At 67.0% G+C, this 15,752-nt stretch carries 16 protein-coding genes; 9 read left to right on the top strand and 7 right to left on the bottom strand.

The features are described 5' to 3' along the window. From IT540_RS14115 to IT540_RS14095, 5 genes are all read right to left on the bottom strand, one after another. Nucleotides 1–1,817, bottom strand: a 1,817-nt coding sequence (locus IT540_RS14115) for a sodium-translocating pyrophosphatase (RefSeq protein WP_291179088.1), incomplete at its 3' end; no start/stop codon positions are given. A 228-nt stretch (nucleotides 1,818–2,045) separates the two neighbouring features. Further along, on the bottom strand, nucleotides 2,046–2,384 hold the full coding sequence (locus tag IT540_RS14110; RefSeq protein ID WP_291179085.1) for a hypothetical protein: 339 nt from the start codon (nucleotides 2,382–2,384) through the stop codon (nucleotides 2,046–2,048). A gap of 285 nt (nucleotides 2,385–2,669) precedes the next feature. Further along, entirely contained in the window at nucleotides 2,670–3,017 is a 348-nt protein-coding gene (locus IT540_RS14105; protein WP_291179083.1) for a RidA family protein, read from the bottom strand. A 135-nt stretch (nucleotides 3,018–3,152) separates the two neighbouring features. Then, the gene (locus tag IT540_RS14100) at nucleotides 3,153–3,719 is read right to left on the bottom strand and encodes a GDYXXLXY domain-containing protein (protein ID WP_291179081.1); all 567 of its coding nucleotides are present in this window, start codon (nucleotides 3,717–3,719) and stop codon (nucleotides 3,153–3,155) included. A 27-nt stretch (nucleotides 3,720–3,746) separates the two neighbouring features. Then, the gene (locus IT540_RS14095) at nucleotides 3,747–4,838 is read right to left on the bottom strand and encodes a DUF2157 domain-containing protein (RefSeq protein ID WP_291179078.1); all 1,092 of its coding nucleotides are present in this window, start codon (nucleotides 4,836–4,838) and stop codon (nucleotides 3,747–3,749) included. A 242-nt stretch (nucleotides 4,839–5,080) separates the two neighbouring features. Here IT540_RS14095 and IT540_RS14090 point away from each other — a divergent pair, with 242 nt between their 5' ends. The 6 genes from IT540_RS14090 (at nucleotide 5,081) to IT540_RS14065 (ending at nucleotide 11,341) form a co-directional block, all read left to right on the top strand. Beyond that, nucleotides 5,081–5,260, top strand: coding sequence for a hypothetical protein (locus IT540_RS14090; protein ID WP_291179076.1), 180 nt, complete (start codon nucleotides 5,081–5,083; stop codon nucleotides 5,258–5,260). A gap of 247 nt (nucleotides 5,261–5,507) precedes the next feature. Continuing rightward, the gene (locus IT540_RS14085; RefSeq protein WP_291179074.1) at nucleotides 5,508–6,905 is read left to right on the top strand and encodes a cytochrome ubiquinol oxidase subunit I; all 1,398 of its coding nucleotides are present in this window, start codon (nucleotides 5,508–5,510) and stop codon (nucleotides 6,903–6,905) included. Nucleotides 6,906–6,908: 3 nt separating this feature from the next. Beyond that, on the top strand, nucleotides 6,909–7,922 hold the full coding sequence (gene cydB, locus IT540_RS14080; protein ID WP_291179072.1) for a cytochrome d ubiquinol oxidase subunit II: 1,014 nt from the start codon (nucleotides 6,909–6,911) through the stop codon (nucleotides 7,920–7,922). A 57-nt stretch (nucleotides 7,923–7,979) separates the two neighbouring features. Then, the gene (gene trmFO / locus IT540_RS14075) at nucleotides 7,980–9,428 is read left to right on the top strand and encodes a methylenetetrahydrofolate--tRNA-(uracil(54)-C(5))-methyltransferase (FADH(2)-oxidizing) TrmFO (protein WP_291179069.1); all 1,449 of its coding nucleotides are present in this window, start codon (nucleotides 7,980–7,982) and stop codon (nucleotides 9,426–9,428) included. A 49-nt stretch (nucleotides 9,429–9,477) separates the two neighbouring features. Then, the gene (locus IT540_RS14070) at nucleotides 9,478–10,671 is read left to right on the top strand and encodes a GNAT family N-acetyltransferase (RefSeq protein ID WP_291179091.1); all 1,194 of its coding nucleotides are present in this window, start codon (nucleotides 9,478–9,480) and stop codon (nucleotides 10,669–10,671) included. Nucleotides 10,672–10,918: 247 nt separating this feature from the next. Next, the gene (locus IT540_RS14065; protein ID WP_291179067.1) at nucleotides 10,919–11,341 is read left to right on the top strand and encodes an HIT family protein; all 423 of its coding nucleotides are present in this window, start codon (nucleotides 10,919–10,921) and stop codon (nucleotides 11,339–11,341) included. A 22-nt stretch (nucleotides 11,342–11,363) separates the two neighbouring features. On the opposite strand, the gene IT540_RS14060 is transcribed toward IT540_RS14065, so the two are convergent. Further along, nucleotides 11,364–11,879 carry a hypothetical protein gene (locus IT540_RS14060; RefSeq protein WP_291179066.1) on the bottom strand — a complete coding sequence of 172 codons (516 nt, stop codon included), beginning with the start codon at nucleotides 11,877–11,879 and terminating at the stop codon, nucleotides 11,364–11,366. Nucleotides 11,880–11,959: 80 nt separating this feature from the next. After that, nucleotides 11,960–12,976, bottom strand: coding sequence for an alpha/beta hydrolase (locus IT540_RS14055; protein WP_291179063.1), 1,017 nt, complete (start codon nucleotides 12,974–12,976; stop codon nucleotides 11,960–11,962). Nucleotides 12,977–13,124: 148 nt separating this feature from the next. Here IT540_RS14055 and IT540_RS14050 point away from each other — a divergent pair, with 148 nt between their 5' ends. From IT540_RS14050 to IT540_RS14040, 3 genes are all read left to right on the top strand, one after another. Then, nucleotides 13,125–13,481 (top strand): hypothetical protein, encoded by a 357-nt coding sequence (locus IT540_RS14050; RefSeq protein WP_291179060.1) that lies wholly within the window; start codon nucleotides 13,125–13,127, stop codon nucleotides 13,479–13,481. 121 nt (nucleotides 13,482–13,602) lie between these two features. After that, nucleotides 13,603–14,292 (top strand): pyroglutamyl-peptidase I, encoded by a 690-nt coding sequence (locus tag IT540_RS14045; protein ID WP_291179057.1) that lies wholly within the window; start codon nucleotides 13,603–13,605, stop codon nucleotides 14,290–14,292. A gap of 36 nt (nucleotides 14,293–14,328) precedes the next feature. After that, nucleotides 14,329–15,678 (top strand): TIGR03808 family TAT-translocated repetitive protein, encoded by a 1,350-nt coding sequence (locus IT540_RS14040; protein WP_291179054.1) that lies wholly within the window; start codon nucleotides 14,329–14,331, stop codon nucleotides 15,676–15,678. Nucleotides 15,679–15,752 lie beyond the last annotated feature (74 nt).

Raw genomic sequence — 15,752 nt, 5'->3', positions numbered from 1 at the left:
GGCGACAGAACCGGCAACAGCGACGGCAGCACCATCTCCTTGATCGCAGCGCGCGTCAGCATGTCGACCGCGCGGGCATAATCCGGGCGCTCGGTGCCCTTCATGATGCCCGGCTTCTCCTTGAACTGGCGGCGCACCTCCTCGACGATGGCGGAGCCGGCGCGGCCGACGGCCGTCATGGCGATGCCACCGAACAGATAGGGGATGAGGCCGCCGAGCAGGAGGCCGACCACGACATACGGATTGTCGAGGCCGAAGTTCGTCTCCACGCCCTTGAAGAACTGATACGAGGTCGAGCCTGCCTCGTTCGCCTTCTGGATGAAGTACTGAAGATCGTAGTTGTAAGCCGCAAACAGCACGAGCGCGCCGAGGCCCGCCGAGCCAATGGCATAGCCCTTGGTGACGGCCTTGGTGGTGTTGCCGACGGCGTCGAGCGCGTCCGTCGAGCGGCGCACCTCCTTCGGCAGGCCCGACATCTCGGCGATGCCGCCGGCGTTGTCGGTGACCGGGCCGAAGGCATCGAGCGCCACGACGACGCCCGCGAGGCCGAGCATGGTCGTGGTGGCGATGGCGGTGCCGAAGAGGCCGGCGAGGTTGTAGGTGATCAGGATGCCGGCGACGATGACGAGCGTCGGCAGCGCCGTCGCCTCGAGCGAGACCGCGAGGCCCTGGATCACGTTGGTTCCGTGGCCGGTGACGGAGGCCTGGCTGATCGAGCGCACGGGGCGGTAGCCGATACCCGTGTAGTACTCGGTGATCCAGACGATGAGGCCCGTCACCGCAAGGCCCACGAGGCCGCAGAAGAACAGGCTCGCGCCGGAGATCACGAGACCCGACGAGGTGGTGAAGACCGAGCCGAGGCCGCCGAGCACGACGTACGTCGCTGCCCACAGACCGGCCACGGAGAGCACGGCGGAGGCAATGAAGCCCTTGTAGAGCGCGCCCATGATCGAGTTGTTGGCGCCGAGCTTGACGAAGAACGTGCCGATGATCGAGGTCACGATGCAGGCCGCGCAGATGGCGAGCGGATAGACCATCAGCGACGCGAGGCTCGTCTGGTCGTGGAAGAAGATCGCCGCGAGCACCATGGTGGCGACGACGGTCACGGCGTAGGTCTCGAACAGGTCGGCCGCCATGCCGGCGCAATCGCCGACGTTGTCGCCGACGTTGTCGGCAATGGTGGCCGGGTTGCGCGGGTCGTCCTCCGGGATGCCGGCCTCGACCTTGCCGACGAGATCACCGCCGACGTCCGCACCCTTGGTGAAGATGCCACCGCCGAGACGGGCGAAGATCGAGATCAGCGAGGCGCCGAAGCCCAGCGCGACCAGCGCGTCGATCACGGTGCGGTCAGCGGTGGCGTAACCCAGGAGCTCGGTCAGAATGTAATAATAGATGGCAACGCCGAGGAGGGCGAGGCCAGCCACCAGCATTCCGGTGACCGCTCCCGCCTTGAAGGCGATGTCGAGGCCCTTGCCGAGCGACACGGTGGCGGCCTGCGCGGTGCGCACGTTGGCGCGCACGGAGACGTTCATGCCGATATAGCCGGCGAGGCCCGAGAGCACGGCGCCGATCAGGAAGCCGAAGGCAACTGCCGCTCCGAGCAGGATCCAGGCGAGCAGGAAGATGACGGCGCCGACGATGGCGATGGTCTGGTACTGGCGGTTGAGATAGGCCTGGGCGCCCTCGCGGATGGCACCAGCGATCTCCTGCATGCGCGCGTTGCCGGCGTCGGCCTTCATCACCGACTGAACCGTGAAAACGGCATAGAGGATCGAGAGCGCCCCGCAGGCGACGATCCCCCAAAGAATCTCTGTCATTGAAACTTTCCCCTATCTGGCCAGCTCGTTGGCTGCGACCTCGCACGGTTGTGCGCCGGCATCAACCGAAACTCGCAGTTCGCCCCCGTTCGAGACGCGCGCGGGACCATGCCAAAAGAGCGCATGCGTTGCAATACAGGCACAGGTGCAAAAAAGTAGGGGCCGCGGTTCCAGAACCGCGGCCTCCCAGCCCACATTTATTTCTTTATTTCAAAAGGATAGAATACCTTATTTACAGGGTCGGGCCTCGATCTGGCAGGAGACGCTGCCCGCCGATCCCGAGCACGAAATGCTCTTGCTGGCCGCGCGCGAGAATCGGGCCCAGTCGCTGCCGTACTCGAAATCCGTGAAGCTCGCCCACGAGCCGATGGCGTCCTTCTGCGCGGCAGCCTTCGTCGCTCCCGAGCCGTTGCCATAGTGATAGTGATCGGTGAAGCAGGTCTTGCCGCCTTCGCGGCGCAGGTCGTGCATGTAGGCGAAGCCCGTATCATCCGCCACTGCAGGAGCGGCAAGCGCGGCCATCAAGGCCGCCGCAGCCGACGTTTTCAGAATTCCGATTGCCGACATGGTCGCCTCTTTCGATTTCAACCGTGCGAGGCCGAGTGTGCCCGATTCACCCGGGAGGCTCGATAGGCGTCGCGAAGCCTGCCGGCGAATCGGGATTCGCCGAGGCAAACACGTCACAGGAAAGCCTAAGTGGAGCGGAGAAGTCGGAAAAATGCAGGGTGCAGCTTCGCTGTGTCCTTACGTGGCCACGGCTTCGTGGCTCCCATTCTTTTGCGGTTGCTTTCTGACTTGCGTCAGTTGCGCTTGGCAGTCCTTGCTCGCGCTCCTTCGCAATTTTTGTTTGCGCTACTTCGTAGCGACGACACTGATCTCCACCAGCATGCGCGGATCGACCAGCTTGGCCTCGACGCAGGCCCGCACCGGCGTGTCCTTGCCGCCGGTCCACGCCTTGTAGGCCTCGTTCATCTGCTCGCGATGGCGGATGTCGGCAAGCCAGATGGTGGCCTGCACCACGTTCGATTTCGACGTGCCGGCGAGCGCCAGAAGGCGGTCGATCTCGCCCAGCACCTCCTCGGTCTGGCCTTTGACGTCGCGCGTGAGATCGGATGGCACGATGCCGGCCGTGAAGACGAAGCCGTTTGCTTCGGCGGCCTTGGAATAGATCTCCGTCGTCTCGTAACGCGTGATGCTCATGGCGGGGTGGGCTCCGTTCAGATGAATTCTCGCCCGTCCGCTTAGCAAAGGACCGTGCGCCGCGCCAGCCGTGCGCTGCGCGTGGTCGGCTGCTGCCCCTTTCCCCGCAAGGACGGCGGAGGGAAAGAGGAAGAGCTAGAACCACGGCTCCTGGTGTACGCGCTGGCCGTCGACGATGAGCGCCTTGATGGCCACGTCGCCGTCCGAGCCGACCGCGAGCGCGGCCGAGATTTTTTTGTCCTGCACCTGCTTCTCGAGCTCGCGTCCCGTTCCCTCCGGCACGAAGTAGCTCTCGATGCCGTAGCGCACGGATGCCTTCGGCGCCTCGTTCTGGGCACGGTAGACGTAGTCGACGATGCCTTTGAGGACGACGTGCGACGGATCGGAGGGCTGCTGCCACGTGGATGACGTGCCGACCACCTCCCACTGCGTGGGCGCGGCCTCGCGCAGCGTGACGTAGATCCTGTCGCCCTGATTGATGTCCTCGGGCACCGTCACTTGCGCGCGGCCGAATGTATAGCCGAGGATGACGTAGTCGCCGCGGAAGAGGTCGCGCGGGTCGACCGGGATCACCTCGGCGACGATCTCGCGGCCGTCGCGCAGCAGCGCGACGCGGCCGTAGACCATGCTAGCGAGCGCGACCGTCTGCACGAGGGCGACGATGGCGACGGCGAGCCAGGACGCGGGCGACAGCTTGATCATGGCGCGGCTCCGGTCATCGATTGCGGGTCACGGCGTTGCGGGCTGAGGCTCGCCTCGCGCGTGGAGGCGGTAAGCGACGGCGGCGAGGCCCGACACGATCAGGCCTGCCACCAGGAAGAATAGAGAGGTGTTGAGCAGCGTGCCGATGGTCTTGCCGTAGATGGCCAGGATCTCCACCGAGAAGCCGACATAGCCGAGCCACAGCGCGCCGCGGTTGCCGGACCTCAGGCCCCAGAAAATCGCGGCGATCAGCAAGGCCAGCGCCAGCACGGCGAGGAGGATGAAGACATCGAGTGCGGGCTCCTCGAAGAACTGCAGGGCCCACAGCCCCGCGAGCGCGATGACGAGGCCGTAGTTCAAGGCGCCCGACCAGAGCGCGGGCCGGTCCGGCTGCAGGCGCTCGCCCGCGATCGCGGCCGCCATGACGGCAAGGCCCGCCGCGACCACGAGGCCATGGGCGTGACCGTCGTTCAGCCGGTAGCCGAGACTGATGACGAAGCCGGCGAGCGCGAGGCCGGAGAGGTGCAGGCCCGGCCGCCAGCGCTGCCAATAGTAGGCCGCGGAGATGAGCGCCCATGGGATGAGGAACGGCCAGAACACCTTTTCGAGCCGCAGCGCCTCGGAGACGCCCCAGTAGATGACCAGCACCATGGCAAAGGCGAGCGAAGGGTTCGAGCGCAGCATGACACCGGCAAGCAGCGCGCCGCCGGCCCACAGCAGCACGGCGTCGGCCGGATTGCCGTGCATGTGGTACATCTGCGAGATCAGCATGATCGAACCGCCGAAGATGCCGACGCCGAGCAGGATGGCGGCGTTGGCGAAGCCCGTCATGCCGCGGCGCGCGAGCAGGCCGGCCAGTCCATAGGAGCCCCACAGCGCGGCGAGCATCAGAGACAACCGCAGAATGCGAGGCATCGTCTGCCAGTTGGCGGCGACGAAGCTCATGACCGCAAAGCCGATCAGCACCGCGGAAAGAATGGCGAGCGCATTGGCGAGGCCCAGGGTGCGCACGCCCTTCTCGAGGTCCTGGCGGATGGCCGTTTCGCCCTCGGGCGTGACCCAGCCCGCCTCGCGCCAGCGCACGAGGTCCTGGTCGATGCGTTTGCGGTAGCTCCACATGTTATTTTTTGGGGGGTCCAAGTTTCTGTTTGCGATCTCCGGGTGGGTGCCCGGAGATCGCATCGCGAGACTTGTTTATGTCATGAGCATGACCGGATGCCGCGCCGACGCGTGAAAAGACGTTAACAGAGCATTCCGCGTTTTCGGCCAGGGTGCAGACGCAATATCCCGCCTCCGGAATCTGTTCCCAGAGCCAACCTCAAGATATCTCAGGCCATTCCCTCGGATACGCTTAGGGAGTGGTGGACGGCGTCTCGGTCGACGGTGCTTCCGGCGTCGGAGACGGAGCAGCAGACGGCTCGCTCGCAGGCGGCGGGGTCGGCGCGGGCGTGGTCTCCGCCGAGGGCGCCGGGCTCGGCGCTGCGGTCGGAGACGCAGCTTCGGGCGTCGTGGTCTCCGTGGACGGCGACAATGCCGTGTAAGCGATGACCGCCAGGGCGATGGCGGCCGCAATAGCAACTACGACTTTTGTATCCATGGGTTTTTCCTCCGTGCTCCTGAACAAACACGAGCCGGTGTCATACCACGCTTTGAACCCTCAAGCCAGAAAACGGGGCCGCGTTCCGCCCCTAGGGGCTCGACGCGCCGAGCGATGCGCGCCAGAATGCGGCGGTGATCGGCGTGTTTGCGTGCTGCGCTGCATCAACCTTCATAGCGAAACGGTGCTCCATGGATTTCGACGCGACATTCCTGGCGCGCATTCAGTTCGCCTTCACCGTCTCCTTCCACATCATCTTCCCGAGCTTCACGATCGGGCTCGCCGCCTTCATCGCCACGCTGCTCGTGCGCTGGCGTATGACCGGCCAGGAGCACCTGCACCGGCTGGCGCGCTTCTGGACGAAAATCTTCGCGGTCAGCTTCGCCATGGGCGTGGTGTCCGGCATCGTCCTCTCCTACGAGTTCGGCACCAACTGGAGCGGCTTCTCGCGCGTGGTCGGCAACGTGCTGGGCCCGCTGCTCGGCTACGAGGTGCTGACGGCGTTCTTCCTCGAGGCCTCCTTCCTCGGCATCATGCTGTTCGGCTGGAACCGCGTGCCGCCCGGCCTGCACGTCACGTCGGCGGTGCTGGTGGCGATCGGAACCTCGCTCTCCGCGTTCTGGATCCTGGCTGCCAATAGCTGGATGCACACGCCGGCCGGGCACGAGATCCGCGACGGCATCGCCTATCCCGTGAGCTGGCTCGAGATCATCTTCAACCCGAGCTTCCCCTACCGTTTCGCGCACATGTTCACGGCCGCCTTTCTCACCACCTCGCTTGTGGTGGCCGCCGTGGGGGCGCGTTACCTGCTCAAGGGCCGCTTCCTCGAGGAGGCGAAGACGATGCTGCGTATGGGCATCGGCATGGTGGCGCTGCTGGCGCCGCTGCAGCTCTTCATCGGCGACCAGCACGGTCTCAACACGCTCGAGCACCAGCCGGCCAAGGTGGCTGCGATGGAGGCCCACTGGGACGGCAGCAAGCCCGCCGACCTCGTGCTCTTCGCCTGGCCCTCGGAGACCGAGGAGCGGAACCTTTTTGAAATCTCCATTCCCAACATCGCGAGCCTGATCCTCACGCATCAGCTGGACGGCCGCATCCAGGGCCTCAAGGACTTCGCGCCCGAGGACCGGCCGCCGGTGAAGCCCGTATTCTTCGCCTTCCGCGTCATGGTGGGGCTCGGCCTCCTGATGATCGCGGCCGGGCTCGTGGGCGCGTTCCTGTGGTGGCGCGGCCGGCTGTTCGAGACGCGCTGGTTCCTCTATCCGTTGTCGCTCTCGTGGCCCGCCGGCTTCATCGCCATCCTGGCCGGATGGTGGGTGACGGAGACCGGGCGGCAGCCCTGGCTCGCGCACGGCATCCTGCGCACGGCGGACGCCGCCTCGCCGGTGTCTGCGGGTGCCGTGCTGACGACGCTGATCCTGTTCGTGATCGTCTACTCTGTCGTGTTCTCGATGGGCGTCTACTACATCAACCGCCTGATCGAGAAAGGGCCGATCGGCGCCGCGGTGAAGACATCCGAGGGCGTGCCGTCGCGGCCGCTGTCGGCTGCGGAGGAAGCGGCCCACGAAGCCATCGAAGGAACGAGGTGAGCGATGGAGGGCCTTGCCTACTGGTTGCCGCTGATCTGGGTCGTCGTGCTCGGCGTGGCGGTGGCGCTGTACGTCGTGCTCGACGGCTTTGACCTCGGCATCGGCATCCTGTTCCCGGCGAGCCCGGAGGAAGCGCACCGCGACCAGATGATGAACTCGGTGGCGCCGTTCTGGGACGGCAACGAGACGTGGCTCGTGCTCGGCGGCGGCGGGCTCCTGGTCGCTTTTCCGCTCGCCTATTCGATCATCATGCCGGCCGTGTATCTGCCGGTGCTGATCATGCTGCTCGCGCTCGTGTTCCGCGGCGTCGCCTTCGAGTTCCGCTGGGTGGCGAAGCCGCATCACCAGATGTGGGACCTCGCGTTCGCCGGCGGCTCGATCACCGCCGCGTTCACGCAGGGCATCATTCTCGGCCACCTCCTCGAAGGCATTACGGTCGGCGACAACGCGTTCGCGGGCGGCACGTTCGACTGGCTGTCGCCGTTCTCACTTTTGACCGGAATCGCCGTCGTGGCCGGCTATGCGCTCTTGGGCGCGACCTGGCTCGTGATGAAGACCGACGGCGCGGTGCAGGAGAAAGCACGCAGGCAGGCCAAGCTGCTGCTGCCCGTGGTGCTGGCGGCGCTCGCCATCGTCAGCCTGTGGACTCCGCTCGCCATCCCGCGCATCTTCGAGCGCTGGTTCACGATGCCGAACTTCCTGTTGCTGGCGCCGGTGCCGCTGCTCACGGCCTACGCCGCATGGCGCTGCTGGTCGGGCCTGCAGAAGGAGCATGAGACGGCGCCGTTCGTCGCCACCATTGCGCTCTTTCTGCTCGGCTTCCTCGGGCTTGCGGTCTCGAACCTGCCTTATATCGTGCCGCCCACGCTGGACGTCTGGCAGGCGGCAGCGCATCCGTCGTCGCAGCTCTTCATGCTGGTCGGCGTGCTCATCCTGCTGCCGATCATCCTCGCCTATACGGTGTTCGTTTACTACACGTTCCGCGGCAAGGTGCGGCATGGCGAGGGGTACCACTGACCGGTCCCGCTGTCGCAGGTTGACGAGCCCCGGCGCGAGCTGTGATAGGCTCGGCACATGACAACCTTCAGTCCCATTCACGTGATCGGTGGGGGCCTTGCCGGCTCCGAGGCCGCCTGGCAGATCGCCGAGGCCGGCGTGCCGGTCGTGCTGCACGAGATGCGCCCGATCCGCATGACCGACGCGCACAAGACCGACGGGCTCGCAGAGCTCGTGTGCTCGAACTCGTTCCGGTCCGACGAGTGGGAGACCAACGCCGTTGGCCTGCTCCACGCCGAGATGCGGCGCATGGGCTCGCTCATTCTCGCCGCGGGCGACCTGCACAAGTTGCCCGCCGGCGGCGCGCTCGCCGTCGACCGCGACGGCTTCTCCGCCGAGGTCACGGAGCGGCTTGCCGCGCATCCGCTGGTGACGATCGCGCGCGAAGAGGTGGCGGGACTGCCGCCCGCGGACTGGGACAGCGTCATCGTGGCGACGGGACCGCTGACGTCGCCGGCGCTCAGCGAGGCCGTGCGCGCGCTTACCGGCGAAGGCGAGCTCGCGTTCTTCGACGCCATCGCGCCGGTCATGCATCTCGACAGCATCGACCAGACGATCGTCTGGCGGCAATCGCGCTACGACAAGGCGGGACCCGGTGGCACCGGTGCCGACTACCTCAACTGCCCGATGTCGAAGGAGGAGTACGAGGCGTTCATCGATGCGCTGCTCGCGGGCGAGAAGACCTCGTTCAAGGAGTGGGAGGCGTCCACGCCTTACTTCGACGGCTGTCTGCCCGTGGAGGTGATGGCTGAGCGCGGGCGCGACACGCTGCGTTTCGGGCCTATGAAGCCGGTGGGGCTCACCGATCCGCGAACGGGGCGGCGGCCCTATGCCGTCGTGCAGCTTCGACAGGACAACGCGCACGGCACACTGTGGAACATGGTCGGCTTCCAGACCAAGCTCAAGCACGGCGAGCAGGCGCGCGTGTTCCGCATGATCCCGGGGCTCGCGGAAGCCGAGTTCGCGCGGCTCGGCGGGCTGCATCGCAACACGTTCCTCAACTCGCCGAAGCTGCTCGACGGAGCGCTACGCCTCAAGGCCGCGCCTTGGCTGCGCTTCGCCGGGCAGATCACCGGCGTCGAGGGCTATGTGGAGAGCGCAGCGATCGGGCTGCTGGCGGGGCGCTTCGCCGCGGCCGAGCGCAAGGGCGAATCCCTGCGGCCGCCGCCGCCGACCACTGCACTCGGCGCGCTCCTTTCCCATATTACCGGCGGGCACCTTCTGGATGCGGGCTCGGCCTCCTTCCAGCCCATGAACATCAACTACGGCCTCTTGCCGCCGCTCGAGACGGCGCCTGTCGCGGGCGCGGAAGGACGCAAGCTCAAGGGCAAGGAGCGCGGGACGGAAAAGAAACGTCTCATGTCGCGGCGTGCGCTCAGCGACCTCGACGCGTGGCTGGCGCAGGCTGCGCACGCCTCCCCCGTCATGGCCGGGCTTGACCCGGCCATCCGGGGGCAAACACGCTAACGTTCGAGCATTGGCTCCTGGATGGCTGCCTCAGGGGGCGGCCATGACGATGAAAGGGATGCACAAGGAGTTTGCGTTGGGCGATGCCGAGCAGATGATCGTGAAGGCCGTGCCGCGCATCGATGTCATCGACGCCGAGGCGTGGGATGCGTGTGCGAACCCCGATGCCGCGACCTACAATCCCTTTCTCGCGCACGCCTTCCTCGATGCGCTGGAAAAAGCCGGGACGGTCGGGCAGGGAACGGGATGGGTGCCGCACCACCTCGTGCTCGAGGGACCGGGCGGCACGGTCGCGGGCGTGATGCCGCTCTATGCCAAATCGCACAGCCAGGGCGAGTACGTGTTCGATCACGCTTGGGCCGAGGCGCTGCATCGGGTGGGCGGCCGCTACTATCCGAAGCTGCAGGGGGCGGTTCCGTTCACTCCCGTGCCGGGGCGGCGGTTCCTCGCGCGCCCCGGCCCGATGCAGGCCGAGACCGAGAAGCTGCTCGCGCACGCGGCGGTCGCGGTGGCGGATCGGATCGGCGCCTCGTCGGTGCATGTCACGTTCCTCACCGAAGGCGAATGGAGCCGGCTCGGCGGCGAGGGGTTCCTCAAGCGCACCGGCCAGCAATTCCACTGGTGCAACGCAGGCTACCGGTCGTTCGAAGATTTCCTCGGCACGCTCTCGTCGCGCAAGCGCAAGCAGATCCGCAAGGAGCGCGCGGAGGCGCAGGCGGCGGTCAAGATTTTCTCCGTCAGCGGGCCGGAGATCACGGAAGCGCACTGGGATGCGTTCTTCGCCTTCTACATGGATACGGGCTCGCGCAAGTGGGGGCGGCCGTATCTCAACCGGCGCTTCTTCTCGCTGCTCGGCGCGGCGATGGCGGACCGGTGCCTCCTCATCCTTGCGCGGCGCGCGGGAAAGCTCGTGGCGGGCGCCTTGAACCTCATCGGTGGCGATTGCCTCTATGGGCGCTACTGGGGCGCGAACGAGCACCATCCGTTCCTGCATTTCGAGCTCTGCTATTACCAAGCCATCGACTACGCGATCGCGCACGGGCTCGCGCGTGCGGAAGCCGGCGCGCAAGGCGAGCACAAGCTGGCGCGCGGATATCTGCCGGAGACGACCTATTCGCTGCACTGGCTTGCCGACCCGCGCCTCGAGGCAGCGGTGGCGCGCTATCTCGCGGAGGAGCGCGGCGAGGTGGCGGAGATCAACGCGCTTCTGCGCGAGCATGGGCCGTTCAAGAAGGACGGTTGATCCAGCCTTTTGTGTTGCGGCGTCGCGCAACGTCCGCCGTCGAGGCGTGGAGACTTGCGTGGGTGCCGGCCTACGCCGGCATGACGTCTCTTGTATGCTGGCCGAGTGCCCAATCTGGCCGTCATCCCGACGCAGGTCGGGATCTACGCCAGCTTCAGCGAACGCTACGGTCGGACGAGGGGCTTGCGCAGCCCAAACGACGGTGCTTAGAGAGCCAGCATTCGACCGCAGCCTGGGGGCACGCACGATGGCCTATGATGAGAGCAACGTCTTCGCCAAGATCCTGCGCGGGGAGATCCCGGCGCACAAGGTGCTCGAAGACGACGACGTGATCGTGTTCATGGACGTCATGCCTCAGGGGCCGGGGCATACGCTGGTCGTGCCCAAGGCCGCCTCGCGCAACCTGCTCGACGCCGACGGCGCCGTGCTCGCGAAGCTCCTGCCCGTCGTGCAGAAGGTGGCGCGCGCCGTGAAGGAGGCGTTCGCGGCCGACGGCGTCAGCATCTTCCAGTACAACGAGCCGGCCGGCGGGCAGAGCGTGTCCCACCTGCACATCCACGTGGTGCCGCGCTTCGAGGGCGTGGCGCTCAAGCCGCACTCCGGCAAGATGGAAGATCCCGCCGTTCTTGCCGCAAACGCGGAGAAAGTGCGCAAGGCGCTGGCCGCGTAAGGCTCCGCCGGCACAAGATGGGTTAGCGAACGGGGGAGAGCACGTCGCGCGGAGGGGCGGCCATGCGCTCGACGGGGATCGGACGGCGTCCGGCCGAGACCGAGTGCTTCACGGTCGTGCCGCCATAGCAGCCGGCGACGCAGGCGATGCCGGCCGAAGCGGACGCTGCGAACGTGCGATCTTCGCCTGAGGTCGGCACCATCATGCCTTCGCGGGACTCGGTCGCGACTACGTGCCGGCGCGCGAAGACCACGTGCGCGCCTCTCCGATCCGGGCAGCCGGCCTCGCAGACGACGATGTCCATTCCGGGATAGGAGGCCGCAAGGGGATGCGGCTTGGCAGCCGCGGCCTTCTCAGCATCGAGAATGCTTCTGGCGCGGCGCGTGTAGTAATCGTCGCGGGCGGGCGCCGCCGTGGGGCTCGTTTCGGCAGGAGATGCCGCTGCCAGCTCGGCGGCGACGGGGCCTTGCACAGAAAAGAGAATCGCCACCGTACTCACGCCAGCGAGCAGCGATCCTCGAACTCCGACGCCACGCATCCTGCTACGCTCCCACTTGGCGACTGCTCCGGGATCAGCAACAGTCGCAAAGCGGGGTTAAGGAATCCCTGTCGATGCGGTTACGGCCGGGCGACGGGATAGCGCCAGTAGGCGCCGCGGTCGGTGATGACCTCCTCGAGCGTCGGCGTGCGCAGACGCGGCGGGCGCACGCCGCTCGCGATCAAGGCCGCGATGTCCTGCAGCAGGGCGTTGTTCTCCGCGTAGCCCGAATGGTTGAGCCCCAGGCTGTCCATGCTCGAGGCCGAGACGTCGATGGTGTCGATGCCCGGCAGCACGAGAGGGCCGGTTGCCGGAACGTCGCCGGCACGCGGGATGCCGCCGTAGAAGTTCCGCGACACGGTGAGTGCGCGGTCGTTGCCGGCGGCGTAGAGCGTCACGCCGGAGGCCAGCCCCTGGATCTCGCGCGCGATGTTCTCGAAGTTGTCACGATCGACGTCGGGGGCGGCGAGGATGATCTGGCTGATCTGGACGCCATCGGGCTTGGCGCGGCGCAGGTCGCGCAATACCTGCAGCGTCGGCTGGTTGCCCATGCTGTGGGCGATGACGCTCACCGACTTGGCTCCGGTCTTGTTGATGACCAGCTCCATGAATTGCTTGAGGTAAGGCTCGGCCTGGCCGGAGCTTTCTCGGTCGTAGGTGTAGCTCGCGAGGCCGCCGCCCGACGGCCAGCTATAGGCGAAGGGCGCGCCGTCAAACTTCAGATCGTAGGCGATCTGCGCCGTGCGATAGACGGCGTAGTCGAAGCTCGTGTTGTAGCCGTGCACGAAGATGAAGGCGTGATCCTTGTAACGGGCCGAGGTCGCGAGGCGCTCACGCACGAGCGCCAGGAACTCTTCCTCCGAAAGGGCCTTGATCTCATCCATGGTGAAATGGCGGTTCGGGTCCTCGGCCTCCTCGTAGAGCGTGATGTTGAAGACGCGGATGGCCCAGGGCCGCTCGATGGAGGGCACCTTGTGGACCTTCGGAACGGTGACGAGCGCGCGCCCGAGCTCGAGACGGCGGCCGCGCTCGCTACCGTAGTCGACGCGTTTCTCGTTCTGCTTCTGCGCGCGGTCGGTGCCATAGAAGACCGGCACGACATCCCAATCGCCCTGGGTTGCTGCGGCAGGGGGCGGAGCCGAGCCCGCGGGTGGCGGTGCGCCGCTTCCAACCGGATCGGGCGGCGGCGCACCTCGTCCGGCAGCGTCGGGCAAGGAAGCGGCTGGAGGAGGTGGCGGCGCTGGCATGGGCTCAGGCGGCGGTGCAGCGGAGCGCGGGGCGCCGAAGCTCGGGCGTCTCGTCGTGTCGTCGCTCGGCGCTTCCGCAGCCGGAAGCTCATACTCGAACCTGTCGGAGTCCGGTGTCGCGCTTTCCGTCGCACCGCCCCCATTCGCGGATGGGGGCGCGCCGCCGGGCGCGGGAGCCCCCGGCTTCATATCCTCTATATCGGAAGGCGCCTCGGCAGTGGGCGGCGGGGCGCTGCTCTTCTTCTTCGGCGCCTCTCCACACGAAGCCAAAGCCACTGCCGAAAGACAGAGAGCCAGAACACCGAACCTGCGCAAAGCCGCCTCCCCCAATCCGCACGTTACGTGGCGCCATTGAAGGACCGCAATCGCATTCCCACCTGTCGCATGCGGCCACAAAAGCGCAGCAAAGCGTAATTCCGATCTCGCCACGGATCAACGAGATCGCGCAAGCTTCATTCTTTCAACCCGCTTTTCAAGTGGCTATCACCGAAGCGATGCGGCGGCATGACACCATACTTCTGACGGGCTTCGGGCCATTTCCTGGCGTTGTCGACAACGCCAGCCAGAGGTTCGTGCCCAAGCTCGCCCACCTTGCGGCGCGGCGCTTCAGCGCCCATCGCGTGGTGGCGCGCATCCTGCCGACGGAGTGGGAGCGGGCGCCCCAAAGGCTCGAGGATCTTTACGAGCGCGAGCGGCCGAAGCTCGTTCTGCAGTTCGGCGTTTCGCCCAATGCGGACTCCTACGTGATCGAGACCCTGGCCCGCAACGCGCGCCGGCCCGCCGAGGATGCGTCCGGCGCGCTGCCCCGCGACAGCGCCGTCCTGCGCGGCGGACCCGAGACGCTCGCCGCCCGCCTTCCGGCCGTGGACATCCAGAACCGGCTGCACGCGCTCTCCGTTCCGGCCGTTACGTCGGACAATGCCGGCAGCTACCTGTGCAACGCCATCCTCTACCGGTCGCTCATCTGCGCCGAGCAGATTTCCGAGCCCGAGGCGGTCGGCTTCTTCCATATCCCGCAGGTTATCCCGCCGGCCCTGCTCAAGGCGCATGTCGATCCGAACACGATGCGGTTCGACTGGGGCACGGCGCTGATCGGCGGGCTCGAGATCATCCGCACCTGCCTCGGCAGGCCGCCCCCTTCGCGCCGGCGCGTCAAGGACCGTTAACCCGGCGGCGGCATAGTGGCGGCCCGGAGCTACCCCATGCCACTCGATCGCCGCACGCTTCTGTCCGCCGGACTCGCCTCGACCGGCTTCGCCGCCGCAGCGGCTGCCGGCCCGCGCGCCGCGGAGAGCACGGCGGAGCCGGCGTCCCTCACCATCGCGCCCGGCGACGGAGCCGATCAGACGGCGGCGCTGCAGGCAGCGATCGATCATGCCGCCGAGCGCGGCGTTGCGCTGACGCTCGCGCCAGGCACGTTCCGCGTCGGACCGCTCAAACTAAGGGCAAACACGCACCTGGTCGGTGCCGGGCGCCAGACCGTGATCGAATTCGCGGGCGGCGCGACCTTCCTCACGGCCCATAAGGCGCCGGGCGTGCGGCTCGAGCGTCTCACGATCGACGGCAACGGGCTCGGCATGGATGCCCATCTCGCCACGGGGCTCATTACCCTCGAGGACTGCGACGGCCTCTCGCTCTCCGGTCTCGAGGTGCGGCGCGGTCTCATCAACGGCATCTCGCTTCTGCGGTCGTCCGGCAGCGTGACGGACTGTATGCTCAAGGAGATGTCGCAAGCGGGCCTCATGAGCCTCGACGCCGAGGGACTTATGATCGCGCACAACGCGGTTGCCGAGTGCGCCAACAACGGCATCCAGATCTGGCGCAGCACGCCGGGCGACGACGGCAGCGTGGTGACGGCCAACCGCATCGAGCGGATCGCGGCAAAGGGTGGCGGCAGCGGCCAGAACGGCAACGGTATCAATGTGTTCCGCGCGGGCGGCGTGCTCGTCTCCGGCAACCGCATCGCCGAATGCCTCTACTCCGCCATCCGCGCCAACAGTGCCGGCAACATCCAGATGATCGGCAACGCCTGCCGGACCGTCGGCGAGGTGGCGCTCTATGCCGAGTTCGCCTTCGAGGGGGCGCTGATCGCCGGCAACCTCGTCGACGGGGCGGCGAGCGGCATCGCGGTCACCAACTTCAACGAGGGCGGACGGCTCGCGGTGGTGCAGGGCAACCTCGTGCGCAACCTGTTCCGGCGCGAGGCCGAGCCTGTCGACACGCGCGGCGTAGGCATCAGCGTGGAGGCGGACGCGGCGGTCACCGGCAACGTCATCGAAGGCGCGCCGACGGCCGGCATCGTGGCCGGCTGGGGGGCCTACTTACGCGACGTGGCGATCACGGGCAACCTTATCCGCACGGCGGGTGTCGGCATCCTGGTCTCGGCCGATCCGGCGGCGGGAGCATGCCTCATCAGTCAGAACATGATCTCGGGTGCGCGTGACGGCGCCATCCGCGCCATGGACCATGGCATTCCGCAGGGACCGGACCTCGCGGCGGGCGGCGGGCAGACCGTCGGCCGCCTGTCTGTCAGCGGCAACTTCGCGGTGTGACACCGTCGAGTTCGAGACCGCTCGACCAGCGGCGGCCGAACCGTATCCAGCATACGTGTCTGGATCCCGGCCCC

It is taken from the genome of Hyphomicrobium sp., assembly GCF_020852195.1.
Lineage (GTDB): Bacteria > Pseudomonadota > Alphaproteobacteria > Rhizobiales > Hyphomicrobiaceae > Hyphomicrobium_C.
The sequence above is the reverse complement of the archived record's forward strand: the minus strand, read 5'-3'. Positions and strand labels throughout refer to the sequence as shown.